Below are 23,537 nucleotides of genomic sequence, written 5' to 3' on the forward strand. Positions count from 1 at the left end.
CGGCCCTGCGCCTTTCATCCAGGCGGATCAGTGGAGGTAGTAGTCGTCCATGCATCCGGTGTGCGCGAAGCCCCAGGTGTCGTCGGCCTTCACCGCGACCCAGATGTCGGTGTAGAACCCGCAGGTCTTGTGGTTGCCGCCCGCGGTGAACGGCACGCACCAGGCCCCGTCGGCCCAGGTGCCCTTGGGGATCTCGGCGATGACGGTCGAGTTCGCGAACGGGATCTCCCGCACGACCGTGTCCTGGCGGAACTTGGACGGGCACAGCACGCTCTCGGCGCTCGGCTGCGCCTGGTCCGAGGGGGCTGCATCGGCGGGTCCCGCCACGGCGGGCGCGGCCCAACCGGCCCCGAGCGCCAGCGCCAGACCTGCCGCGGCGAGACCGTTCGAAAGGATGCGTCGCATCTGACCACCTATCTGTGAAAGGACAATGCGGTCTGATGGTGGCAGCACGACGAGGCCACTGTGGCCCAATGTCACCGATGTCGGAAATCGGATAGTTACCGAGCTTCTGCTTTCGCTGCGACTTGGGTTGCTGTTCGAGCGGGCGGCGACGATGAGGCAGGACTTCATCTGGGCTGGACCGCGGCCGCGGGTCCTGCTGGCCCGCTGCTCAGGCGGGCGGCGACGAAGAGGTGTGCGGCGGGGCGGGCTCGTACGGCGGCTGTCCGGGAGCCGATCGATTGGGGGCCTTTCCAACCCCGAACACGGTGAGGGGCCCGACCCCCTTTGGGAACCGAGCTGCGCGCATCTGCCAGCGCTCCCCTCAGCAGCCGCCCGCTGAGGGCACCGTAAGAAGGGCGGTTCGCCGGGGTCTTCCCGCACTGCCGACACTGCGGCCAGGTCTTTGGCTCGGAACTTCTCTCGGGTTCGCTTCACCGAGGCTTCCATGCTCTTCAGGGCGTACCAGCTCGCATAGTCGGTGAGCTCCGGCTTGAGCTTCGGTGACCATTCCTCGAGGGCGTGCCCGTTGGGAAGATCCTTCGGATCGGCTTCCCACTCGGCGTCGCTGGTGCCGCTCGCAAGGTGCACGATCGTCGCCTTGCCCGGCCCGGTCTTCGAAATGCTCCATGTGCCCAGATGTATCCGGGAGTGATGGAACCGGCAGAGCAGGATCAGGTTCTCGGCGACCGTTTCGCCCCCATTCGCCCAGTGCACCAGGTGATGCGCCTCGGTCCACGAGACAGGAGCCCGGCAACCGGACCAAGCGCACCCGTTGGGTTGCTCGAGTTCCAGCTTGTGCCGCAGGGCCACGTTGGGGAGGCGCTTCGCCCGCCCCAGTTCGATCGCTTCGCCCTTGCCGTAGTCGAAGACCGAGGGGATGATCCCGGCTTCGCAGGCCAGCAGGCGGGCCTTGGACACGGAAGCAGGGCGGCCGTCCAGCATCGGCAGCCGCCCGGTCTTCTCGCCCCGCAGGGTCGCAAGGTCGCAGGTCAGGTTCAGTGTCGCCGTGTGGCCGTGCCGCTTGGGAGCCTCAGGGTCGGTGCCGTAGGCGGCGACCATCTGGTGCAAGGCCTCGACGTTCCTGTTCGAGGCGGGGGGCAGCACACCGTCGGCGTCGGCGTCCTCTTGGCGAGGCGGCGGCACTGCGGTGCGGAGGGCGTTGCTCAGGAGCTTGCCCGTGTCGGCGGTCAGGCGGCCGTCCAAGTCCCACATGCCGTCGGGGCGCTCGTTGACCTCCAGCCAGGCAAGGGTCTGCTGGCTCATGTCGTCCAGGAGCGCCTGCTCGTCGAACAGCTCGGCACAGATCCGGTCGAAGTGCTCGGCGAGTTCGGCACGGGCGGAGTGGATGCAGTACTCCCGGATCAACTCCTCGGGAGTCCCGCACAGCACCGAGGCGTCGAAGGGGGACTCGACCGGTGTCCCGTACGGAACACGGGAGTACACGCCCAGGCCTTCGCGCTCCAGGCGACGGACCGCATAGGCGATCGCGTCGATACGGGCGGCACCACTGAGAGCGGCTTCGGTGAGGTGCTTGAACTTGGGGGCGAGTCGGGCGATGGAGGCCATCTGCCCGGCGCAGGCCGCGTTGAAGTCGAAGCACTCCATGATCCAGTCGCGGATGCCGGAGAAGCCGTCGCAGGCCTTGTGATGCCCCGCGGAGGTATAGGCGATGACGGCCTGGAGAGTGGCGGCGTCACGAGTGCGGGATTGCGCTGCAAGGGATTCGAGTCGGGAGCGGAGAAGGGCGGCTTGTGCGTCTCGGTCTGATCCGTTGAGGCCGTTCATTCTGCTCACCCCCTGGGGAGTTATCCGTTTCTGGTGCTGATTGTGATCGCTGGTGCTATAAGACAATGATGACACCTGTTGAGTGGTATCGGCATCACCCAAAGGAGTGAATGTGAGTCCATAATAGACCCGAGGAGAGCCGTCTTGCCTCGGTAAACGCGCCTCAAAGACGCAACAAGACGAAGAAGAGATCCACCTTCTGTCGGTGCCTCAGTGACCTCGCCCCAACTGCTCCCGCAAAGTCGAAGGGAGACAAAGGAATCACTCAGCTCTTTGTCGCCGCCGCCTGAACCTGGCCAAAAACAGGCCCGCACAAGACATCCCAATCCCGGCATCAGCCTTCAAAACAGACATCCACAAGTGCCCCAGGGGCAACCATCTCCCACAGGTGCGACATCTGCACCCCGCCGTCCTCGATGGAGACGATCCTCGGGCTCAAGATCCATTAGGGAATCTGCCCTGTGTCGGGAAGCTGACACTTCGGAGTCTGGGGAGGTGTCGGGCCTGTTGCGGGGAATCCGGGGGGACCGCGCCGGGGGAAATTTCGCTAGCGTGGCAGCATACGGGCCCGAGTGGTGGAATCTGGTAGACACAGTCGGCTTAAAACCGGCCGTCGGGAGACTTGCGGGTTCAAATCCCGTCTCGGGCACCAGCGCTTGAACGAGTTGCCGGACAACGGGATCGGACGCCCCGGAATCGTCCGGTCCTACAGTGTCGTTCCTCGCATTCCCGACGCTACTCCCGATCGGGTGATGAATCCGCCCTCTTGCGGAAGCCCCCGCCCTGCGAGTCCACAAGTGCCCTGAGCAGCCGTGACAGGGCCGTGAACGGACGAATTCGGGTCACCGTGCGATTGCATCGCCAGGTTGACTGGACAGGGCAGCCATGCTATCCAGGGAACTGAGCGCTGATACCATTCTGTCGAAACAGCCGGTGGGGACATGGCATTCCCTTCTGCTGCAACGACTTTGTCACTTCCCGGTATCGCGGAAGCCGATAGGCCAGTGTCGTGAGGATGGCGATGCCCGAAACACTTCGGTCCACAACCCCTGCTTACCAACCCTCCGGGCCAGCGCCCCTCCCTCCCGGCCCCAGTGCCGCCGAGGAATCGAGCGCCCCGGACGATCTCAAGTCCCGCCTCCTGCGCCTGGCGCTGCTGCCCCTCGGTGCAGCCGTCGTCATCGGCGCGGGCGTGGCGGTGTTCCTGACCCAAGCCCCCGACTCCAGCCCCTCGTGGATGGCCCCCGTCGTGCTCGGCTCCGCGGCGGTCCTGATGGCCCTGGCGGCCTACCTCGCGGCCGGCTCGGCGTCGAAGACCGATGCGCAGCTCAACCGGCGGATCCTCGCGGTCCGCCGCTCCACGGTCGAGACCCACTACAAGGTCTGGCAGGTCCTCGACGACCTCCAGCGGAACCTGCCCGCCGAACAGCGCTGGTCCGTTCCGCTTCCGAACCCCGGGGCCAGCGCCCCGACCACCGACGAGGCCCTTCGCCTGCTCGCGGCGGAGGCCCGGCATCTGCGGGCGGCCGCCGAGGCGGTCGCGGCACGCGGCGTGCGCCCGGCCGCCCCGAAGGCGGCTCCCGCCGCGCCGGTGGCCCCGATGATCACGTCGGGTCCGATCGACGCGGTCAACGTGAACTCGCGCGTCGGCATCTTCGTGAACCTGGCCCGGCGCCTGCAATCGCTGGTGCACAGGGAGATCGAGCAGCTCGACGAGCTGGAGAACCAGGTCGAGGACCCCGATCTGCTCAAGGGCCTGTTCTCGGTCGACCACCTGGCCACGCGGATCCGCCGCCACGCGGAGAACCTCGCGGTCCTCGGCGGGGCGACCTCGCACCGGCAGTGGTCGCGTCCGGTCAACGTCTACGAGGCGCTGCGAAGCGCCGTCGCCGAGGTGGAGCAGTACGCCCGCGTCAAGCTGGTGCGCCCCATCGACGGCACGCTCAAGGGCCATGCGGTCGCGGACATCATCCACCTGGTGGCGGAGCTGGTGGAGAACGCGACGACGTTCTCGGCGCCGAACACGCAGGTGCTCATCCGGGTCGCCCGGGTCCGCACGGGCCTGGCGGTCGAGGTCGAGGACCGCGGCCTGGGCATGGAGCCGCACGAGCGGGCGCGCTTCAACAAGATGCTGATGACGCCCGACCAGGTCGACCTGGACGAGCTCCTGGCCGACGGCCGCATCGGCCTGTACGTGGTCTCGTCGCTGGCGCACCGCCACGAGTTGACGGTCCAGTTGCAGTCCAACATCTTCGGCGGCACGCAGGCGATCCTGGTGGTGCCCGAGGACCTCCTGGGCGACGACACGCCCGCGCCGAAGCCCCCGGTGCAGCGCGAGATCCCGGCGGCCCCGCAGCAGATGCCGGTCCGCCAGCCGGGCGCTTTGACGCCCCCGCAGCTGCCGTCGATGCAGCTGCGGCCCCTCCCGACGGCGGGGACGGGCCACTACAACGCCCCGGCCCCCCAGCCCCGCATGGACTCCGCGGCGTACACGCCCTCGTACGCCGCACCTGCCAACGGTGCTCCGAGCGTCGACACCGGTGCCCTGCCGGTGACGGCCGAGCTCCAGGTCGTGACGGACTACCCGGAGGACCGCATGAACGGTTCCGGTGGCGCGCACGCGTACGACCCCGACGGTCGTCCCGCCCTGCCGAAGCGCAACAAGCAGACGCACCTGGCGCCGCAGCTGCGGGACGCCCCGCAGCAGGGCGCCCGCGGAGCGGAGCCGGGTCACGACCCGGGCCTGATGCGGGCGTTCCAGCAGGGCCGGCAGCGCGCGGACGGCGGTCCGCAGATCCCCACATCCGATGGTTCCGTTTCTCCGTACAGGAATGAGGAGTTCTAATGGCAGGCGACGAGGCAGGCGCGCAAACGGATCTCAGCTGGCTGCTCGCGGGGCTGGTGCGGAAGGTCCCGCACACCCGCAGCGCCCTCCTGCTGTCTTCGGACGGCATGAAGAAGGCCTTCCACGGGTTGGGGGTCGACCAGGCCGACCAGCTCTCCGCGATCGCGTCGGGCATGTTCTCGCTGGCGCGGTCGGCGGGCGCCCAGTTCGGTTCGACCGGCAGTGTCCGGCAGGTCGTGGCGGAGCTGGACGACACGCTGCTGTTCGTCTCGACGGCGGGCCAGGGCGCGGTCCTGGCCGTGACGGCGGGGCGCGAGGCGGACGCCGGCGTGCTCGGTTACGAGATGTCCATCCTGGTCAAGAGCGTGCGGCCGTACTTGGAGACGCCCGTTCGCCGGCCCGCTGCGGCGAGCGGAGAAAAGGTCGGCTGATGTCCGACTTCGAGCACCGGCCGCTGCTCGACGAGGACGCGGGTCCCCTGGTCCGGCCGTACACCGTCAGCAATGGACGCACCGCACCCACCGCGAAACTGGACCTGTTGTCGCTGGTCCGGTCGACCGGGCAGCTGCGTCCCTCGCAGTTGGAGAACGAGCACGCCGAGGCGCTGCTCCTCTGCCACGAGCCGATCTCGGTGGCGGAGGTGTCGGCGCACCTGCGGCTTCCCGCAATGGTCATCAAGGTCCTGCTGTCCGATCTCGTGGACTGCGGGGCCGTCATCGCCCACGCACCCGACCCCGCCGTCGACCCCACCGACAAATCCGTATTGGAGGCACTCCTCAATGGCCTACAACGGCGACTCTGACCGATCGCCCGCACAACAATCAGCCCTGCCCACCGCCATCAAGCTGCTGGTCGCCGGCGGTTTCGGGGTCGGCAAGACGACTTTCGTCGCAGCGGTCTCGGAGATCGAGCCGCTGAGCACCGAGGAGACGATCACCACCGCCTCGATCGGTGTCGACGACCTGACCGGCGTGGGGGACAAGGTGACCACGACGGTCGCCCTGGACTTCGGCCGGATCACGCTCGACCCGGAGCACATCCTGTACCTGTTCGGCACCCCCGGGCAGGACCGGTTCTGGTTCATGTGGAACGAGTTGTCGGACGGGGCGTTCGGAGCGGTGGTGCTCGCGGACACGCGGCGTCTGGAGGACTGCTTCCCGGCGCTGGACTTCTTCGAGCGGCGCGGCACGCAGTTCATCGTGGCGGTCAACGAGTTCGAGACCGGCTTTCACTACGAGCCGGACGAAGTCCGGGCCGCTCTGGATCTCAAACCGAATATCCCGATCGTCTGCTGCGATGCACGCGATCCACGTTCCGCAACGTTGGTGCTGGTCACGTTGACGAAGCACTTGATGTCGGCCGCTGCTTCGAGCGTCCGCTAAGGAGCCCTGAATGTCCATTCCCGAGAACGAGTTCCGTCTCACCATCACGCCCGACGATCCGGGTGCCTCAGAACGGGTCAAGCGCCTGCGCGACCTCGGGATCGGCGATCTGCCCGACCCCGAGTTCGACGAGCTGGCGCACGAGTTGACCGTCCTGACGGGCGCGCCGTACGCGATGGTCAACTTCATCGACGAGGAGCACCAGTACTTCGCCGGACTCGCGGCCCCGGCCCCGGGCGGCGCCAACCAGGCCATGGGGGTCGAGGAGGCCCCCGAGGTCGGCCGCGAGATGGATCGCGACCACGGGTACTGCCCGCACGTCGTGGTGCGCGGCAAGGCGCTCGTGCTCGGCGACGTGTGCGACTACCCGCGCTTCGCGGGCAACCCGGTGGTCGACAAGATCGGCATCCGCTCCTATCTGGGGGCGCCCTTGATCGACGACGACGGGAACACGCTGGGCACGGTGTGCGTGGTCGACACCGAGACGCACGACTGGGGCCGCCCGGGCCTGGACATCATCAAGGGCATGGCGGCCAAGGTGATGGACCGGATCAGGGAGCGCGACGCGCTGAAGCGGGGCGACGACCCGTTGCAGGGCTGAGGTCGCAGGACCGGCATTTCGGACCTGCGTTGCAGGGCTGACGAAAAGGAGGAGGCGGCTTTCGCTGCCTCCTCGTTTTCGTTGCCGCCCTGTGCGGTGGTGCGGCGGTACTTCCTTCGGCGATGCTCCGGCCGATCCTCCGGATATCGCGCTCTAGTGGACGCCGACGGCCTCGCCGTGGACGATGCGTTCGGACCACTGGCCCTTGGCCCGCCCCAGCACCGCCTCCGCGAGGCGCAGGCGCTGCACATCGGACGTGCCCGCGGGCGCGAAGATGTGGTAGGCGTCGCGCAGGAAGCGCTCGATCGGCCGCTCGGTGGTGAGTCCGATGGCCGCGTGGATCTCCATGGCGTCCCTCGCGGAGTCCATGGCCGACTCGACGTTCACGAGCTTCGCGTTCATCAGCTCGATGTCGCAGGCCTCGCCCTGGTCGAGCAGGTGCACCGCGTGGTAGGCGGTGATCCTGGCGGTCATGAGCCGCGAGGCCATGTGGCCGATCTTCTGCTTGATGTTGTCCAGCTCCGCGATCGGCTTGCCGTACAGCTCCCTCTCGGAGGCGTACTCGACCGTGGCGTCCAGGATCGCCTGGTGGATGCCGAGCGACACCGCCGTGAGGTTGCTGCGCCCGTACAGGATCGAGGACGAGTAGGCGACGGCGAGGCCGTCTCCCTCGTCCCCGAGCCGGTTGGACGCCGGCACCCGGCAGTTCTCGAACAGCAGCTCGCCGAAGCTGAAGCCGTGCAGGCCCATGGTGGACTGCTGCGGCGCCAGCGCGAACCCGGGCCGGTCCGATTCGACCAGGAACGCGGTCAGGCCCTTGGGGCCCAGGCCGGTCCGGACGACGACCCCGTGGACGTCGCCGACATGGCTGTTGCCGACGAAGACCTTGTGGCCGTTGATGATGTAGTCGTCGCCGTCGCGTACGGCCCTGGCCCGCATACCGAGCACGTGTCCGCCGGAGGCGGACTCGGTCACGGCGATGGTGGGCAGGCAGGTGCCGTCGGCGACCTTGGGCAGCCAGGTCTTCTTCTGCTCGTCGGAGCCGAAGTGGAGGATCTTGGCGACGCCGAGCTGGGAGGCCTGGACCATGGCTCCCATGGCCCCGGAGACCCGCGCGAGCTCCTCGATGATGATGGTCTTCGCCAAGTGCCCCATACCCATGCCGCCGTATTCGGCGGGTATGGTGACGCCGAGCCAGCCCTGGGCGGCGATGTGGCGGGACAGCTCGTGGTGGACGGTCTTCTGGGTTTCCATCTCCGCGACGTGCGGGCGGACCTCACGTTCGGCGAAGGCCCGGACCTCGGATCTGAGGACGTCATGCTGCTCACTCGTGAAATAACCGGTCAACGGGTAACCCCCTGTGGGCGTGGGTGCTCGCCTATGACCGCTCCGCAGCAGTCCCCACCAAGTGACGAGCTGTATATGCGAGTTGTTCTCGCAGTGACTGTAGCAACCGTTATCGCATGGGGCAAGAGACGGCAATGTGGACATTCGGTTGTTACGTGGCAGTAACAAGCGGTTGCGACGCAAGGGATTACGTGCGGTTTCACACATCTCATATCCCGGGAGTGAGGGTGTGCTCACGATCGCTCTGTGCTACGGACGGTGCGGTGCCCCAGTCCGTTATCGGGCCTTTGTACGAGCGTTATGCTGCGTTGACGCGAGGGCAATCGTCCCATGATTGGATCAGGCCGGACACCTCGATCCGGGCGGCCCCCCGCGCCCGACCCATCGACCCCCAACGGAGAGCCATGTTCATCTTCAGACACCGGCGCCGCGCGGTCGCCGTCCTCGGCGTCGCCGCTCTCGCGGCCACCACGCTCGCAGTGGGCGCCTGGTCCTCGCAAGGCGGCCCGGGCAACGGCCACGGCCACGGCCGCGAGGTCGACCTCCAGCTGCTGGCCATCAACGACTTCCACGGCAACATCGAGGCCGCCTCCAGCCTCACCCTGCCCGGCCACGCCGATCCGGTCGGCGGCGCCGAATACCTCGCGACGCACCTCGAAGAGGCCCGCGAAGGCGAGCGCTACTCGACGACGGTGGCCGCCGGCGACCTCATCGGCGCCAGCCCGTTCCTGTCGGCGGTCTTCGACGACGAGCCGACCATCGAGTCGCTCAACGCGATGGGCGTCGAAGTGTCCTCGGTGGGCAACCACGAGTTCGACGCCGGCTTCGAGGAGCTCAACCGCATCATCGAGGGCGACGACGACTTCGAGGGCGCCGACTTCCCCTACCTCGGCGCGAACGTCGTCGACGAGGAGACCGGCGACCCGGTCCTGGACCCGTACTGGATCAAGAACTTCGGCGGCGGCGTCAAGGTCGGCTTCATCGGCATGACCCTCGAGGGCACCGGCGACATCGTCTCCAAGGCCGGCATCGAGGGCCTGGAGTTCCACGACGAGGTCGAGACCGCCAACGAGTACGCCAAGGTGCTCAAGCGCAAGGGCGTCAACGCGATCGTGGTCCTCATGCACGAGGGCGGCGTGCCCGTCGCCGAGGACACCGGCCACGACTGCGAGTCCCTCGACGGGACCGGCACCGGCATGTCCGGCCCGATCGTCGACATCGCCGAGAACATGACGCCGCTGGTCGACGTCATGGTCACCGGCCACACCCACAACGAGTACGTGTGCTCGGTGCCCGACCCGGCCGGCAACCCGCGCATGATCACCTCCGCGTCCTCCTACGGCAAGGTCTTCACCCAGATCGACGCGACGTACGACAAGCGCACCAAGGACATCGTCCGCTCCTCGGTGAACGGCTCGAACACCGTCGTCACCCGCGACGTCGAGGCCGACGAGGACCAGACGGCGATCCTGGACGAGTACGGCCCGCTCGCGGCCGAGGCCGGGAACCGCGTGGTCGGCTACATCGCCGAGGACATCAAGCGCGGCGCGACCCGCGCCGAGGAGTTCGCGCTCGGATCGCTCATCGCCGACGCGCAGCTGTGGAACACCGCCGGCGCCGACGAGGGCGGGGCCGAGATCGCCCTGATGAACCCCGGCGGCGTCAGAGCCGACCTGCTCTACGACCAGGGCACGCCGGGCGAGGCCACGTACGGCGAGGTCTTCACGGTGCAGCCGTTCGCGAACTACGTGGTGACGCTGGACCTCACCGGGGCCCAGCTCCTCGCCGCGCTCCAGCAGCAGCTGCCGAGCGACGACCGCGCGACCACGCTGGCGCTCCAGGTCTCCGAGGGCTTCACGTACACGTGGGACAAGACCGCCGCGGGCACCGACCAGATCGTGGCCGACTCGCTCCGGCTCGACGGCGAGCCGATCGCGGCCGACCAGACCTACCGGGTCGCGGTGAACTCGTTCCTGGCCGACGGGGGCGACTCGTTCCACGCCTTCGCCGAGGGCGAGAACCGGCTCTTCGGCGAGCTCGACGTGGACGCGTTCGAGGACTACCTCGCCGAGTTCGGCACCAGCGCCGCGCCGCTCGAAGCGCCGGAACTGGGCCGGGTCACGGTCGTCTCCTAGAACCTGAGCACATTCACAGCGGCGGAGCAGGGAATGCTCCGCCGCTGTGTCGTGTTTGCGGCAATGACCGGATAGGCTGAAACGACCCTTGAACTTCCAATGGAGGACCGCAGGTCATGGCAATGCAGAGCAGGAACTCATCCCTTCGAAATATGGTGAAGACCCAGTACAACCAGCAGCACATGGGTGCCGCGTACGGGCCTTACGGACAGATGACCCAGGCGCCGCAGGCCGAGACCATGCGGATCGACGACGTCATCGTCCGTACCGTCGCACTCGTGGCCGCCACTTTCGTGGCCGCGATCCTCACGTACTCGATGGTCGCCGACGCGTTCACGACCACCGCACTCGGCGAAACCGTCATCACCGACCAGTCGGCGTTCAACACCGCGATGACCCTCGGCACGATCGGCATGGTCGTCGGCCTGGGCATCATGATCTTCTCGATGTTCAAGCCGGTGACGAACCCGTTCGTGGCCTTCGCGTACGCGATCGGCCAGGGCCTGCTCCTCGGCGGCGTCTCCGCCTTCTTCGAGACCCTGTGGCCCGGCATCGTGGTCAACGCGCTCCTCGCCACGATCCTCGTGTTCGGCGCGATGCTGGCGCTCTACAAGTTCCGCATCCTGAAGAACTCCCCGATGTTCACGAAGGTCATCGTCGGCGCCGGCATCGGCATCTTCGCCCTGACCATGATCAACCTCGTGGTCGGCATGTTCGGCATGGACCTGGGCCTGTTCGCCGCTCCCGGCGAGTCGGCCTCGGCGCTCCAGTGGATCATCGCCATCGGCATCACGCTCTGGGCCGCGTTCTCGTTCATCCTCGACTTCGACATGATCGAGTACTCCGCGAACAACGGCGCCCCGAAGAAGTACGCGTGGGCCGGCGCCTTCGGCCTCACCGCGGGCCTCATCTTCCTGTACTGGAACCTGCTGCGCCTGCTGTCCTACTTCCAGAGCAACTAATCGGTTGAGCACCGAACTCGAGCGGGCGATCGGGCGTGTCGTCGAAGGCACGCGCCACTGGTCGCCCGCTCGCTGGTCTTCCAAGGCCGATGCGATGCGCGCGCTCGTCCAGGCCCTCGCCGACGTGAGCGCCGAAGCCGAAGGCCAGCCCCAGCGCCCGGTCTCCCGGCTGCCGAACGACATGCACCTGCCCGACCAGCTCCAGGTGATCGGCGTGGACCTCCTCGAGTTCGAGTCGAAGCTCACCGAGGAGCAGAAGCGACGCGCCGACGAGGCGATAGCGAGGGCGAGGACCGCCCTCTTCTAGCCCTGGTCGATCCGCAGCCAGATCCGCCCTTCGCTAGCCGTTCCAATCGGCCATGAGGAGGGCGACGTCGTCGAGGGCCTCGACCAGGTTGTCCGACTCCCAGCGCAGGACGTTGCGCCTGGTCCTCGTGCTCCGGTCCTCGATCGCCGCGAGGCGCAGGTCCAGGCGGTGCACCGCCTGGCTCAAGTCCACGCCGCCCGGCGCGTCCGCGCCCCTCGCCAGCGCCGCCAGCCGCAGATAGGCGGCGTCCACCGCGTCCGCGAACGTGTCCACTCCCGCCAGCCCCACGGCCTTCTCGTCGCGCCCGAGCGTCGCGTTCACCGCGACCAGTGCCCTTCCCGCCCTTGACAACGCGGCCTCGGCGCCCAGCACGTCGCCCGACAGCGGGCCCGGTCCGGCGATCGGTTCGGCCTTCGCCTGGTCCGCGGCGGTGCCCAGCGCGGCCCGCCGGGACCGGATCCGGTCGATCGCGGCGTGCATGACCTTCCGGTCGTAGTCGGCCGGGTGCGCCTGGCGGTCCAGCGAGAGCCGCGCGTAGTCGCGGTAGGAGTCGATCAGGTCCCCGAGGAGGTCTCCCAGGCGGCGGGTCTGCCAGGTCGGCACGAGCACGTAGAAGCCGATCGCCAGCCCCGCGCCGACGAGCGTGCACACGCCCCGGTCGAACGCGGCGAGCACGGGGCTCTCGCCCGAGAGGTCGATCTGGAACACGGTGAAGCCCGAGACGGCCGCGGCGAACACGAGCATCGACACCGGCCGCAGCAGGTAGGCGACGAGCGCGTACGCGAGCACGACGAGGCTCAGCCACAGCTGGTCGGCGGGCAGCAGGAGCCCCAGGAGCGAGGCCAGGACCACGCCGGTGGTGGTGCCGACCGCCCGGGTGACGCCGCGGGTGAGCGTCCCGGCGAAGTCGGCCTGGAGCACCAGCCACGCGGTGAGCGGGATCCAGTAGCCGTGCTCGCTGGGCCACAGCAGGCCGATCGTCATGGCGAGGGCGATGACCCCGGCGCGGCGCAGGGCGTGGTGGATGACGGGGTCGCGGCGGTGCAGGCGGGCCCGGAGCTGGCCGACGGCCTGACGCGCGGTGCTGGTGGCGTGCGCGAGGGCCGGGTCGGCCACGACCTCGTCGCCGCCCGCGGTGATGCGCTCGGCGAAGCCGCCGGTCTCGTGGAGGGTGCGCAGGAGGCCGCCGATCTCGGTGGGCATGGTGCCGGTGGCGGTGGCCATGGGGTTCTGGGAGAGGCCGTCGAGGAGGGCGTCCCAGTCGAGTTCGGCGGGTTTGCGCGCGGTGATGCGCATCGAGAAGTGGCCCAGCAGCCGCGCGGCGAGTTCGAGGGCCTCGGAGTAGAACGCGACGGTGTCGCGGTCCTGGGCGTCGGCGCGGGCGCGGGCCGAGGCGGTGCGGCCGATCGCGATCGAGACGGCGTAGATCTGGCGGCGCGCCTCGAGGATCGCGGCCGGCAGGACGCGGCGGCGGTCGAGTTCGCGGGCGGCCTCGACGAGCGTCTCGGTCTGGAAGGGCGCGTTGGGGTCGGCGGCCAGGGCCGCGGCCTCGTCGGCGAGGGCGCGCCAGGCGTCGGCGAGGGTCCGCCGGTCCTCGGCCCACCGGTAGTACGGCGGCAGGAGCGCCATCACCGACTGGACCGCGCCGCCCGCGCAGACCGCGAGCGCCGCGAACCCGATCGTGGTGTCGATCGTGAGATGGTCGGCGAGGAAGAAGATGATGCCCGAGACCGTGAAGGTCACGCCCGCGACGTGGCTGACCGAGCCGATGAACGTGAGGATGAACGCGTAGGCGGCCGCGGCGGCGACGAGGACGATCGGCTGGTCGATCGCGCCGAGGACGAGGCCGAGCGCCCCGGCGGCGCCGATCACGATCGGCAGCGACGGGCCCGTGCGCGTGCCCGGGGTCAGGAGCGCGACGCCGCCGAGCCAGGCGCCCATGATCGCGGCCGGTCCCCAGCCCGGGTGACCCAGGAGGGCGACCGCGCTCATCGCCACACTGATGCCGAAGGCGGCGCGGACGGCGAGCACGGGCGCGGCCTCGCCGGGGGTCCACGACCGCAGGTCCTGGCCGACCCGGCGGAAGGATTCGGCCACGCCTGGGTTGAGCACGTCATCAGGGTAGCCGCGCCTTCCGGTGTGAGGCCGACTACCGGTTACGCTGGTGGCATGCGACAAACGGTGCTGGTGGTCGACTTCGGGGCCCAATACGCGCAGCTCATCGCGCGGCGCGTGCGCGAGGCCCACGTGTATTCGGAGATCGTGCCCTCCTCGATGCCCGCGAGCGAGATGCTCGCCAAGGAGCCGGCCGCGATCATCCTCTCGGGCGGTCCTTCGAGCGTGTACGCCGAAGGCGCCCCTCAGGTGGACGCGGCCCTGTTCGAGGCCGGGGTGCCGGTGCTCGGCATCTGCTACGGCTTCCAGGCGATGGCCCGGGCCCTGGGCGGCACGGTCGCCCGGACCGGGGTGTCCGAGTACGGCGGGACCGAACTCGACGTCCTGTGCGCCTCCAAGCTCCTCGACGGGCTCCCCGAGCACCAGTCGGTGTGGATGAGCCACGGCGACTCGGTCACCGAGGCCCCGGCCGGGTTCGCGGTCGTCGCGACCACGGCGGGCGCGCCGGTGGCGGCGTTCGAGAACCTCGAGTCGCGCCTGGCCGGCGTCCAGTACCACCCGGAGGTGGCGCACACGCCCCACGGGCAGGCGGTCATCCGCCACTTCCTGCACGACATCGCCGGGATCAAGCCGAACTGGACGAACTCGGCGATCATCGACGAGCAGGTCGCGGCCATCCGCGAGCAGGTCGGCGACAAGCGCGTCCTGTGCGCGCTGTCGGGCGGCGTGGACTCCTCGGTCGCGGCGGCGCTCGTGCACCGCGCGGTGGGGGACCAGCTCACGTGCGTGTTCGTCGACCACGGGCTCCTGCGCGCGGGCGAGGCCGAGCAGGTCGAGAAGGACTACGCGCAGCTCACCGGCATCGACGTGCGGACCGTGGACGTCTCGGAGCAGTTCATCACGGCCCTCAAGGGCGTGACGGACCCCGAGGAGAAGCGCAAGATCATCGGCCGGGAGTTCATCCGGACGTTCGAGGCGGCCGCGCGCGGCATCGCCGAGGAGCAGACCATCGACTTCCTCGTCCAGGGGACGCTGTACCCGGACGTGGTCGAGTCCGGCGGCGGCACCGGCACCGCGAACATCAAGAGCCACCACAACGTGGGCGGGCTCCCCGACGACCTCCAGTTCGACCTGGTGGAGCCGCTGCGGACCCTCTTCAAGGACGAGGTCCGCGCGATCGGCCTCGAACTGGGGCTGCCCGAGTCGATGGTGTGGCGCCACCCCTTCCCGGGCCCCGGCCTGGGCATCCGCATCGTGGGCGAGGTCACGCGCGAGCGGCTCGACCTGCTCAAGGCCGCCGACGCGATCGCCCGCGCCGAGCTGACCGCCGCCGGGCTCGACCGCTCGGTGTGGCAGTTCCCCGTGGTGCTGCTCGCCGACGTCCGGTCCGTGGGCGTCCAGGGCGACGGCCGCACCTACGGTCACCCGATCGTGCTGCGCCCGGTCTCCTCCGAGGACGCGATGACCGCCGACTGGTCCCGCCTGCCGTACGAGCTGCTGGCGAAGATCTCCACGCGCATCACCAACGAGGTCGCCGACGTCAACCGGGTCGTGCTCGACGTCACCAGCAAGCCCCCGGGCACCATCGAATGGGAGTAGCACCAGATCGGCGCCCGTAGGCCCGGCTCGCGAGCTTCGCCGCGGTACGCGGATCACGCCGTACAGTTGAGGGATGCAATTCCGGATAGCTGCGTACGGGGAGGTCCGTGACGAGAACGGCCGGGTGCTGCTGACCCGCAGGAAGCGGACGGGTCGAGAAGCGGGCCCCTGGCATCTTCCAGGCGGGGTCATCGACCACGGCGAGCCGCCGAAGCGGGCCGCCGAGCGCCTGGTCGGCGAGCACACCGGATACCAGGTCGCCGTCGGCGCCGCCCGCGAGGCGGTGGCCGTCGCCAGGCGCGGCGTCCACACCAACGCGATCATCTACACCGCCCGGGTCACCGGCGGCCCCGACCCCGGCTTCGCGGGCGACGACGCCGAATGGGTCGACCCGGCCCGAGCCGCCGCCGAACCGCATTCGCCGTTCGTCTCCGCGGCCCTGCACCTCGCCGACGACCGGCTCGCCGGACGCGTCGACAAGGAGCCCCAGGAGACCCGCCCCGTCCCGCCCTCGAAGGCGAAGAAGGGGCGGCGGCGCCGCGGCCAGCGCTTCGGCGCGTACGGGGTCGTCGCCGACGTCGGCGGCCGCATCCTGCTCGCCCGCATCGCCGAGGGCTACCCCGGCGGCGGCACCTGGCACCTGCCCGGCGGCGGGGTCGACTTCGGGGAGTCGCCGCGCGCGGCCGTCTCCCGCGAGATCTACGAGGAGACCGGCCAGGAGGCCCTGGTCGGCGAACTGCTCAACGTGACGTCGTTCCGGCACCGCCGCGCGATCGGCCCCGAGGGCTACCCGCTGGACTGGCACGGCGTGCGCGCGATCTACTCGGCCACGGTGCCCGACCCGTCGGCCGCGCAGGTGGTCGAGGCCGCGGGCGGCTCCACCAGCGAGTCGCGCTGGTGGAACGCCGACGCGCTCGACGACCTGCCGCTGTCGGCCGCGGTCGAGGACGCGCTCCAGGTCGTGGACCTGAAGAACCTCGCCGCCCAGGCCTGACCTTCCCTAGCGCCAGCGGGCGATGACCGTCTCGCCGCCGCGCACCGGGTCGCCCGGGTCCACGACCGCTTCGGCCGCTCCGGCCGGCAGGTACACGTCGGTGCGCGAGCCGAACCTGATGAGGCCGTAGCGCTCGCCCTTGGCGACCGAGGCCCCGGGCTTGGAGCGGTTGACGATGCGCCGCAGCACCGCGCCGGTGCGCTGGGCGGTGACGACGCGTCCGCGCGGGGTCGACAGCACGGTGTAGCAGGCGGCGTTGTGCTCGGCCTCGGCCAGGCTCACCTTCGCGTAGCCGCCCTTCTCGGTGAACACGTCGACCACTTCGCCCGCCACGGGCGAGCGGTTGATGTGCACGTCGGTCAGCGAGAGGTAGACCGCGATCCGCAGCCATTCGGCGCCGGCGGACCCGGTGGCCGCGCCGAAGCGCTCGTCCACGACCGTCTCGATCGCCATGACGCGCCCGTCGGAGGCGGCGAGCACCGCTTCGGGCTCGTCGTCCTCGCCGCGCAGGTCCGCCTCGCGCTGCGGGTCGCGGAAGAACGCCGCGACGGGCACGGCCGCGAGCGCGGGCAGGACCCACGCCTTCGAGGAGGGCCGGATCTTCTTGGCGGCCCAGGCGGTGCCGAAGAGGAGCCCGGCGGCGATGATGCCGTTGGAGTCCAGGTGCATGTTGGGCGTGACCGCGACCGAGGAGGCCCGCCAGGCGGGGGCCAGGTCCTCGGCGGGGGCGATCGCGCGCGGCTCGCCCTCGCGCTTGGACGCGGAGCCGATGCGGAGCTTGTGGATGCGCACGGGCGGGAGCGACCGGACGATGAGGTCGGTGCCGATGCCGTACTCGGCGACGAGTTCGGCGATCTCCTCGCGCGCCGGGGCGGTCAGGGTCGCGGCGAAGGACAGCACCCCGCCCGGTTCGACCTTCTCGCGCAGCAGCTCGATGTCGGCGATGAACGCCTCGGCCTCCACAGTGACCGGTGCGGCGAGCATGACCTCTTCGGCCGGCTCGGCCTCGGCCAGCGACGGGACCGTGGTGACGATCCCGGCGGTCCAGGAGCCCTCGGCCTCAAGGGAGGTGCGCAGGTCCCCGATGGAGGCGGGGTCGGCGACGACGGTGAGCCGGTCGGAGGGCATGAGGGCCTCGAGCGCGGCGGTGAGCACCGGGTGGCCCCAGGTCGCGCCCACGACCAGCCCGGACTTGGGACCCCTCCGGCGAGCGAATTCGTCGGTGATGCCGCGAGCGGCGGCTTTCGAGATCGGCATAACCCCGACTATAGAGCGCCCCGCGACGCGGCCCGGGTCGCGCTCGCGTGTTGCGACAGGGCTCGATGACTGCTCCTGCCCGTTTTGATCCTCGTACTTTCGGTGGGTTCTGCACATCGTTCGGTCGAGTGGCCGCGCCGTCGCGCGGGGCCCTCTCGTTTCCCCTCATGTCAGGCGCCTCTCAGCTGCGCACAAGGCACGGCTCGCAAGCATCGCCGAGGCAGCCCGACTACCTCACACACCTCACGTCCGCTCCCAGGAGGACCGCATCACGATGAGACTCAAGACGATCCGCACTCCGCTCGCCGCCGCGACCGCGGCGCTCGCCGCCGTCCTGGCAGGAGGCCCGGTCTTCGCCCAGGAGGAGGCCGAGCCCGTCAGCGGCGACGTCGTCACCGCACCGGGCCTGGAACTGCGCGGCCGCCTCGACGGCGAGCGGTACGACGTGTGGGCCAACGTCCTCGGCCTCACGCCGCACGGCTCCGAGGAGACCCTGGTGGTCTACTGCATCGACATCCGCACCCCGCTCGACACCGAGAGCCCCTACACCGAAGGGGACTGGGAGGAGTCGGAGGTCGCGAACCTCGAGGCGGTCCGCTGGGTCCTGTTCAACGGCCACCCGAACGTCGCGCCCGAGGACCTCATCGAGGACTCCGGCGCCGAGGTCAACCCGGACTGGAGCGACGAGGAGGTCGCCGAGGTCGCCTACGCGGGCACCCAGGCCGCCGTCTGGCACTTCACCGACGACTGGGACCTGTTGTCCGACAACCCGGTCAAGGGCGGCAACAACGGCGAGGACGAGGCCGTGCTCGCGATCTACGGGCACCTCACCGAGGACACCGGGCGCGTGCCCGACCCCTCGGAGTTCACTGTGGACCTCGAGGGCGCCGGCGAGGCGACGTACGAGGACGGCCGCTTCGGCCCCTACACCGTCCGCTCCAACGCCGGACCCGTCGAGCTGACCGCCGAGGGCGCGAGGCTCGAGACCGAGGACGGCGACGAGGCGACGTCGCTCGACGACGGCGAGTCGTTCTGGATCGTCCTCGACGAAGGCGCCGAGGAGATCACCGTCAAGGGCATCGCGGCCTACGACCTCCCGGTCGGCCGGGTCTTCCTCGCCACCGACGACGAGGCGCTCTCGGGCGACGCGGTCAACCCGATGACCTCCGGCGACTCCCAGAAGCTCATCCTCGCGCAGCCGCGCGAAGGCGAGGTCCCGGCCGAATGGCGGTTCGCGCTCCAGGCGCCGCCGACCGACCGGCCCTCCGAATCGGGCGGGGCGCAGCTGCCGACCACCGGCACCAGCCTCACCGTCGCCTTCGCGGCCGGGCTCGCCCTGCTCGTCGGCGGCCTCACGGTGATCGCACTCGGCAAGCGCCGCAGGGCGACCCACTAGTACCTGAAGGACGCGGGCGTGCGTTCGGTCGATGGCGCCGCCCGCTGCCGCAGGAGCGTTCCGGACCTCATCCAACGGTCCGGACCCGGGCGCGCTCCAGCGGTTCGAACATAAGGCCCGGCGCATGGTGCGGCCGGGACCGAGGCAAGCGATCCGCTTCGGTCCCGGCCACTCGCGCACCAGCCGTACCCGGGCGCCACACCGCTTCCGGAGCGGCCCGGTCCGATGCCGAATCGTTATAGTGGCGCGCCTCTCGCAGGTCGCGCCTTTCGTGTTGCGCCCCAGTCAAAACCCAGCTCAATGAAATACCGGGCCCTAGTGCAACCTGCGGGCTACCGCTAACGTGTCGAATGAAGATTCAACGCGTCAATCCCTCGGAAAAGCAAAGGGACTCTATTCAATGATGACCAAAGCCCTGAAAGGGACGCTCGCCGCTGCCGCGGGGATCGCGGTAAGCCTGAGCGGCGTCGCCGCGGCCCAAGCGCAGGACGAAGGCGGGGACGTCGGGACGCTCGCCGCGGGCGACGTCTCCCTCGAGGAAGGCATCCGGCTCAACGGCCAGAGCCAGAGCCCCGAGGCCACGATGATCAGCCTCGACCTGGGCGAGGGCGACTTCCGCACGGTCTACTGCATCCAGATCGAGGTCGGCCTCCTCGAGGACAACCACCACGAAGAACGCCCGTGGGAGGACATCCCCGTCGAGCAGCTGCCGCTCGTGCTCGGCGTCCTCGTCAACGGCTACAACGGCACCAACGCCGCCGACCTGATCGAGGCCGCCGGCGTGTCCGGCGAAGACCTCGAGGGCTTCAGCGCCGACCAGGTCGCCTACGCCGGCACCCAGGCCGCCATCTGGTCGCTGACCGACGGCTGGGTCATCGAAGCCGACTCCACCGAAGGCGGCGCCGGCGTCGACACCGCCGTCTCCACGATCCAGCAGTACCTGATCGACAGCTCCGAGCCCGTCGACGAGCCCGACTTCGAGCCCTACTTCGAGGTCGACGACTCCGAGGCCACCACCGAAGGCACCACGGTCGGCCCGTTCACCGTCTCCACCAACCTCGACGCGCTCACCTTCGGCCAGCCCGAAGGCGCGACCATCGTCGACGAGAACGGCGACGAGGTCACCTCGTTCGAGGACGGCCAGTCCTTCTACGTCGAATTCGCCGAAGAGCAGTCCGGCACGGTCTCCCTGGTGACCGACTCGGTCACCTGGACCACCCCGGCCGGGCGCACCTTCGTCCCCGTCGACGCCGACGGCGCCGACGTCGAGGGCCAGCGCCTCATCCTCGCCGAGAGCCACACCGAGGAGTACGCCGCCGAGGTCGAATTCGAGTTCGTCGTCGAAGAGGCGCCCTCCGAGTCGCCCAAGCCGGAACTCCCCGTCACCGGTTCGAGCCTGACCACCGTCGCCTCCATCGGCGGCGGAGTCCTGCTCGCCGGCGTCGTCGCGCTGGTGCTCATGCGCCGCCGCCGCGCCGCCTCCAACTGGGGCTCGGAAGCCTAACGGCAGCCGAACACTGCGATGAACGCCACACGCCCGCTGGTCAGACCGGCGGGCGTGTGGCATAATTGCGCCGTGACTTGCAGCGCTCGATTTTACTTTTACTACGGCACGGATCGTCCGAGCCGTAGGTCTTCGCGCTGAACACAGACCTACAGCCCCGGGCGAACCGCCCGGGGTTTTTTGACGCCCAGGGCAACACCACCGCCCGGAGTTCGATCCGCATCGCACTTAGGAGAAGCCCTGATGACCGCCGCCAACGCCGAAGTCGCTCCCGACGAGCTCAAAGACCTGCGCGTCGAGATCGACCAGCTCGACACCGAGATCATCCGCCTGTGGCAGCGCCGCGCCGAAGTCTCCAAACGCGTCGGCCAGATCCGCATGGCCAACGGCGGCACCCGCCTGGTCCTCGACCGCGAGCGCGCCATCCTCGAGAAGTACCGCCAGGCCCTCGGCGACGACGGCATCCAAATCGCCATGCTGGTCCTGCGAGCCGGCAGGGGCCCGCTCTAAGCACACGTACGGGCGACGCCCGATCGAGCCGTGCCGCGCCGCGGAGTGTCGTACCCGGCGCGGCACTGCGCTTCCGTTACGCCTTGCAAGCTGCGGCATAATTGTTGCTCTATGGACGCTACCTCCGCCCTGCTGTCCGGGCTCAACGAACCGCAACGCCAAGCCGTCGAGCACGCCGGGTCGCCGCTGCTCATCGTCGCGGGCGCGGGCTCGGGCAAGACCCGCGTCCTCACCCACCGCATCGCCTACCTCCTCGCCGAGCGCGGCGCCCACCCCGGCGAGATCCTCGCGATCACCTTCACGAACAAGGCCGCCGCCGAGATGCGCGAGCGCGTCGACGAACTCATCGGGCCGCGCTCGCGCGCCATGTGGGTCCTGACCTTCCACTCCGCGTGCCTGCGCATCCTGCGCCGCGAGGCCCACCGCCTCGGCTGGAAGCCCAGCTTCACGATCTACGACACCGACGACGCCCGCAGGCTCCTCACCCAGATCGTCAAGGACCTCGGCCTCGACTCCAAGAAGCACTCCCCGCGCTGGCTCGCCGCCGAGATCTCCCGGCTCAAGAACGAGCTCATCGGCCCCGACCAGGCCGCCTCCGCCGCCGACGACGCCCGCACCAAGCTCGTCGCCGACGTCTACTCCCAGTACGACGAGCGGCTGCGCCTGGCCCAGGCCGTCGACTTCGACGACATCATCGGGACCGTCGTGCACCTGTTCCGGTCCTTCCCCGAGGTCGCCAAGTCCTACCGGATGCGCTTTCGCCACGTCATGGTCGACGAGTACCAGGACACCAACCACGCCCAGTACACGCTGGTGCGCGAGCTGGTCGGCACCGGCGACGACAAGGCCGAGCTGTGCGTGGTCGGCGACGCCGACCAGTCGATCTACGCCTTCCGCGGCGCGACCATCCGCAACATCATCGAGTTCGAGCGGGACTTCCCCGACGCGAAGACGATCCTGCTGGAGCAGAACTACCGCTCCACGCAGACGATCCTCGACGCCGCCAACGGCGTGATCCGCAACAACACCGAGCGCGGGCGCGAGAAGCGGCTGTGGAGCGACGAGGGCCCCGGCACGGCGATCCTCGGGCACACCGGCGACAACGAGCACGACGAGTCCGCCTGGGTGGCCAACCGCATCGACGAGCTGGTCGACGCGGGCGAGACGAGCTTCGGCGACACCGCGATCTTCTACCGCACCAACGCCCAGTCCCGCGCGTTCGAAGAGGTCTTCGTGCGCCGCGGCATCCCGTACAAGGTCGTCGGCGGCGTCCGCTTCTACGAGCGCAAAGAGGTCCGCGACATGCTCGCCTACCTCAAGCTCACCGCGAACCCCGACGACACCGTCTCGGCGATGCGCGCGGTCAACGTCCCCAAGCGGGGCGTCGGCGACCGGGCCGTGGCCGAAGTGGAGGCCCTCGCGGCGCGGCTGCGGATCTCCTTCCCCGCGGCCCTGCACCGCGTCGACGAGGCGCCCGGCGTCTCCGGGCGCGCGCGCACCGGCATCAAGCGGTTCTGCGAGATCATCGACGCCGCGACCGAACTCGCCGCCGCCGCGCCGCCCGAGGAAGTGCTCGACAAGCTCATCGCCGACACCGGGTACCTCGAAGGGCTCGAGCAGTCCAAGGACCCGCAGGACGAGGGCCGCATCGAGAACCTCCAGGAGCTCGTGGCCGTCGCCCACGAGTTCACCGAGCAGGTCGTGCGCGGCACCACCGACGACGACGAGGCCGACCTGAACGCCGACGTGCCCTCGTTCCTGGAGCACGTCGCGCTCGTCTCCGACGCCGACTCGATCCCCGACCCCGAGTCCCAGGAGGGCGGGGTCGTCACCCTCATGACCCTCCACACCGCGAAGGGCCTGGAGTTCGACACGGTCTTCCTGACCGGCCTGGACGACGGCCTGTTCCCGCACGAGCGGTCCATGAGCAAGCCCGGCGACATGGAGGAGGAGCGCCGCCTCGCGTACGTGGGCCTCACCCGGGCCCGCAAGTACCTGCACCTGACGCGCGCCGGGACCCGGAACATCTTCGGGCAGCCGCAGTACTACGCCGCCAGCCGGTTCCTCGCCGAGATCCCCGGGGACCTCGTCGAGTGGTCCGAGTCGGCCCCGCCTGCGCGCGTGGTCAAGTCGAAGTCGACCGCCTCGTTCGGGCAGCCGATCGTCATGCGCAACGCCGCCGACATCCCCGTCCTCGACGTGGGGGACCGGGTCACCCACGACAAGTGGGGGCTCGGACGCGTGGTCGAACTCAAGGGCTCGGGCCCGAGGGCCCAGGCGCGCATCGACTTCGGCGACGGCGAACCCAAGTGGGTCATCCTCCGCCTGGCGCCGATCAGCAAGATCTGAGGCGG

Annotated in this window: 18 protein-coding genes and 1 tRNA gene; 15 read left to right on the forward strand and 4 right to left on the reverse strand. The window is 69.6% G+C overall.

Annotated features, from left to right (window positions below):
• Nucleotides 1–27 precede the first annotated feature (27 nt).
• The gene (locus tag BLQ63_RS17155) at nucleotides 28–2,229 is read right to left on the reverse strand and encodes an HNH endonuclease signature motif containing protein (RefSeq protein ID WP_091037916.1); all 2,202 of its coding nucleotides are present in this window, start codon (nucleotides 2,227–2,229) and stop codon (nucleotides 28–30) included.
• 566 nt (nucleotides 2,230–2,795) lie between these two features.
• Here BLQ63_RS17155 and BLQ63_RS17160 point away from each other — a divergent pair.
• From BLQ63_RS17160 to BLQ63_RS17185, 6 genes are all read left to right on the forward strand, one after another.
• Nucleotides 2,796–2,881, forward strand: a tRNA-Leu gene (locus BLQ63_RS17160).
• 369 nt (nucleotides 2,882–3,250) lie between these two features.
• Nucleotides 3,251–5,074: a sensor histidine kinase gene (locus tag BLQ63_RS17165; protein ID WP_143014965.1), complete on the forward strand. Its 1,824-nt coding sequence runs from the start codon at nucleotides 3,251–3,253 to the stop codon at nucleotides 5,072–5,074.
• A complete protein-coding gene (locus BLQ63_RS17170; RefSeq protein ID WP_091037921.1) occupies nucleotides 5,074–5,505 on the forward strand; it encodes a roadblock/LC7 domain-containing protein in 432 nt (143 codons plus the stop codon). Before BLQ63_RS17165 ends, BLQ63_RS17170 begins: the two co-directional genes overlap by 1 nt.
• Entirely contained in the window at nucleotides 5,505–5,876 is a 372-nt protein-coding gene (locus BLQ63_RS17175; RefSeq protein WP_091037924.1) for a DUF742 domain-containing protein, read from the forward strand. The genes BLQ63_RS17170 and BLQ63_RS17175 overlap by 1 nt, the downstream gene beginning before the upstream one ends.
• On the forward strand, nucleotides 5,854–6,456 hold the full coding sequence (locus BLQ63_RS17180; RefSeq protein ID WP_091037926.1) for a GTP-binding protein: 603 nt from the start codon (nucleotides 5,854–5,856) through the stop codon (nucleotides 6,454–6,456). The genes BLQ63_RS17175 and BLQ63_RS17180 overlap by 23 nt, the downstream gene beginning before the upstream one ends.
• A gap of 10 nt (nucleotides 6,457–6,466) precedes the next feature.
• The gene (locus tag BLQ63_RS17185; protein WP_091037928.1) at nucleotides 6,467–7,057 is read left to right on the forward strand and encodes a GAF domain-containing protein; all 591 of its coding nucleotides are present in this window, start codon (nucleotides 6,467–6,469) and stop codon (nucleotides 7,055–7,057) included.
• A 153-nt stretch (nucleotides 7,058–7,210) separates the two neighbouring features.
• Here the strand turns inward: BLQ63_RS17185 and BLQ63_RS17190 are convergent, their stop codons facing one another.
• Nucleotides 7,211–8,404 (reverse strand): acyl-CoA dehydrogenase family protein, encoded by a 1,194-nt coding sequence (locus BLQ63_RS17190; RefSeq protein WP_091037930.1) that lies wholly within the window; start codon nucleotides 8,402–8,404, stop codon nucleotides 7,211–7,213.
• 404 nt (nucleotides 8,405–8,808) lie between these two features.
• Here BLQ63_RS17190 and BLQ63_RS17195 point away from each other — a divergent pair, with 404 nt between their 5' ends.
• The 3 genes from BLQ63_RS17195 to BLQ63_RS17205 all read left to right on the forward strand — a co-directional run bounded on the left by BLQ63_RS17195 (nucleotide 8,809) and on the right by BLQ63_RS17205 (nucleotide 11,808).
• Nucleotides 8,809–10,539 carry a bifunctional metallophosphatase/5'-nucleotidase gene (locus tag BLQ63_RS17195; RefSeq protein ID WP_091037932.1) on the forward strand — a complete coding sequence of 577 codons (1,731 nt, stop codon included), beginning with the start codon at nucleotides 8,809–8,811 and terminating at the stop codon, nucleotides 10,537–10,539.
• Between the two features lie 152 nt (nucleotides 10,540–10,691).
• A complete protein-coding gene (locus BLQ63_RS17200) occupies nucleotides 10,692–11,501 on the forward strand; it encodes a Bax inhibitor-1/YccA family protein (protein WP_177154983.1) in 810 nt (269 codons plus the stop codon).
• A gap of 4 nt (nucleotides 11,502–11,505) precedes the next feature.
• Nucleotides 11,506–11,808: a hypothetical protein gene (locus BLQ63_RS17205; RefSeq protein ID WP_143014966.1), complete on the forward strand. Its 303-nt coding sequence runs from the start codon at nucleotides 11,506–11,508 to the stop codon at nucleotides 11,806–11,808.
• Nucleotides 11,809–11,841: 33 nt separating this feature from the next.
• Here BLQ63_RS17205 and BLQ63_RS17210 read toward each other — a convergent pair whose 3' ends face one another.
• The gene (locus tag BLQ63_RS17210) at nucleotides 11,842–13,920 is read right to left on the reverse strand and encodes an FUSC family protein (protein WP_143014967.1); all 2,079 of its coding nucleotides are present in this window, start codon (nucleotides 13,918–13,920) and stop codon (nucleotides 11,842–11,844) included.
• A 57-nt stretch (nucleotides 13,921–13,977) separates the two neighbouring features.
• Between BLQ63_RS17210 and guaA the strand changes: the two genes are divergently transcribed.
• Together guaA and BLQ63_RS17220 are read left to right on the forward strand one after the other, a co-directional pair.
• Nucleotides 13,978–15,522 (forward strand): glutamine-hydrolyzing GMP synthase, encoded by a 1,545-nt coding sequence (gene guaA / locus BLQ63_RS17215; protein ID WP_091037941.1) that lies wholly within the window; start codon nucleotides 13,978–13,980, stop codon nucleotides 15,520–15,522.
• Between the two features lie 73 nt (nucleotides 15,523–15,595).
• The gene (locus tag BLQ63_RS17220) at nucleotides 15,596–16,516 is read left to right on the forward strand and encodes an NUDIX hydrolase (RefSeq protein WP_091037943.1); all 921 of its coding nucleotides are present in this window, start codon (nucleotides 15,596–15,598) and stop codon (nucleotides 16,514–16,516) included.
• Nucleotides 16,517–16,522: 6 nt separating this feature from the next.
• Here the strand turns inward: BLQ63_RS17220 and BLQ63_RS17225 are convergent, their stop codons facing one another.
• Nucleotides 16,523–17,773: a phosphatidylserine decarboxylase gene (locus BLQ63_RS17225; protein WP_218125313.1), complete on the reverse strand. Its 1,251-nt coding sequence runs from the start codon at nucleotides 17,771–17,773 to the stop codon at nucleotides 16,523–16,525.
• 274 nt (nucleotides 17,774–18,047) lie between these two features.
• Here BLQ63_RS17225 and BLQ63_RS17230 point away from each other — a divergent pair, with 274 nt between their 5' ends.
• The 4 genes from BLQ63_RS17230 (at nucleotide 18,048) to pcrA (ending at nucleotide 23,532) form a co-directional block, all read left to right on the forward strand.
• Nucleotides 18,048–19,169 (forward strand): Cys-Gln thioester bond-forming surface protein, encoded by a 1,122-nt coding sequence (locus BLQ63_RS17230; RefSeq protein ID WP_091037945.1) that lies wholly within the window; start codon nucleotides 18,048–18,050, stop codon nucleotides 19,167–19,169.
• Between the two features lie 400 nt (nucleotides 19,170–19,569).
• Nucleotides 19,570–20,673, forward strand: a complete 1,104-nt coding sequence (locus BLQ63_RS17235) for a Cys-Gln thioester bond-forming surface protein (RefSeq protein ID WP_091037946.1) — start codon at nucleotides 19,570–19,572, stop codon at nucleotides 20,671–20,673.
• Nucleotides 20,674–20,916: 243 nt separating this feature from the next.
• Nucleotides 20,917–21,183, forward strand: coding sequence for a chorismate mutase (locus tag BLQ63_RS17240; protein ID WP_091037947.1), 267 nt, complete (start codon nucleotides 20,917–20,919; stop codon nucleotides 21,181–21,183).
• A 111-nt stretch (nucleotides 21,184–21,294) separates the two neighbouring features.
• Nucleotides 21,295–23,532, forward strand: a complete 2,238-nt coding sequence (gene pcrA, locus BLQ63_RS17245; protein ID WP_091037948.1) for a DNA helicase PcrA — start codon at nucleotides 21,295–21,297, stop codon at nucleotides 23,530–23,532.
• Nucleotides 23,533–23,537: the final 5 nt, after the last annotated feature.

The organism is Glycomyces harbinensis (assembly GCF_900101745.1).
Taxonomy (GTDB): Bacteria; Actinomycetota; Actinomycetes; order Mycobacteriales; family Micromonosporaceae; genus Glycomyces; species Glycomyces harbinensis.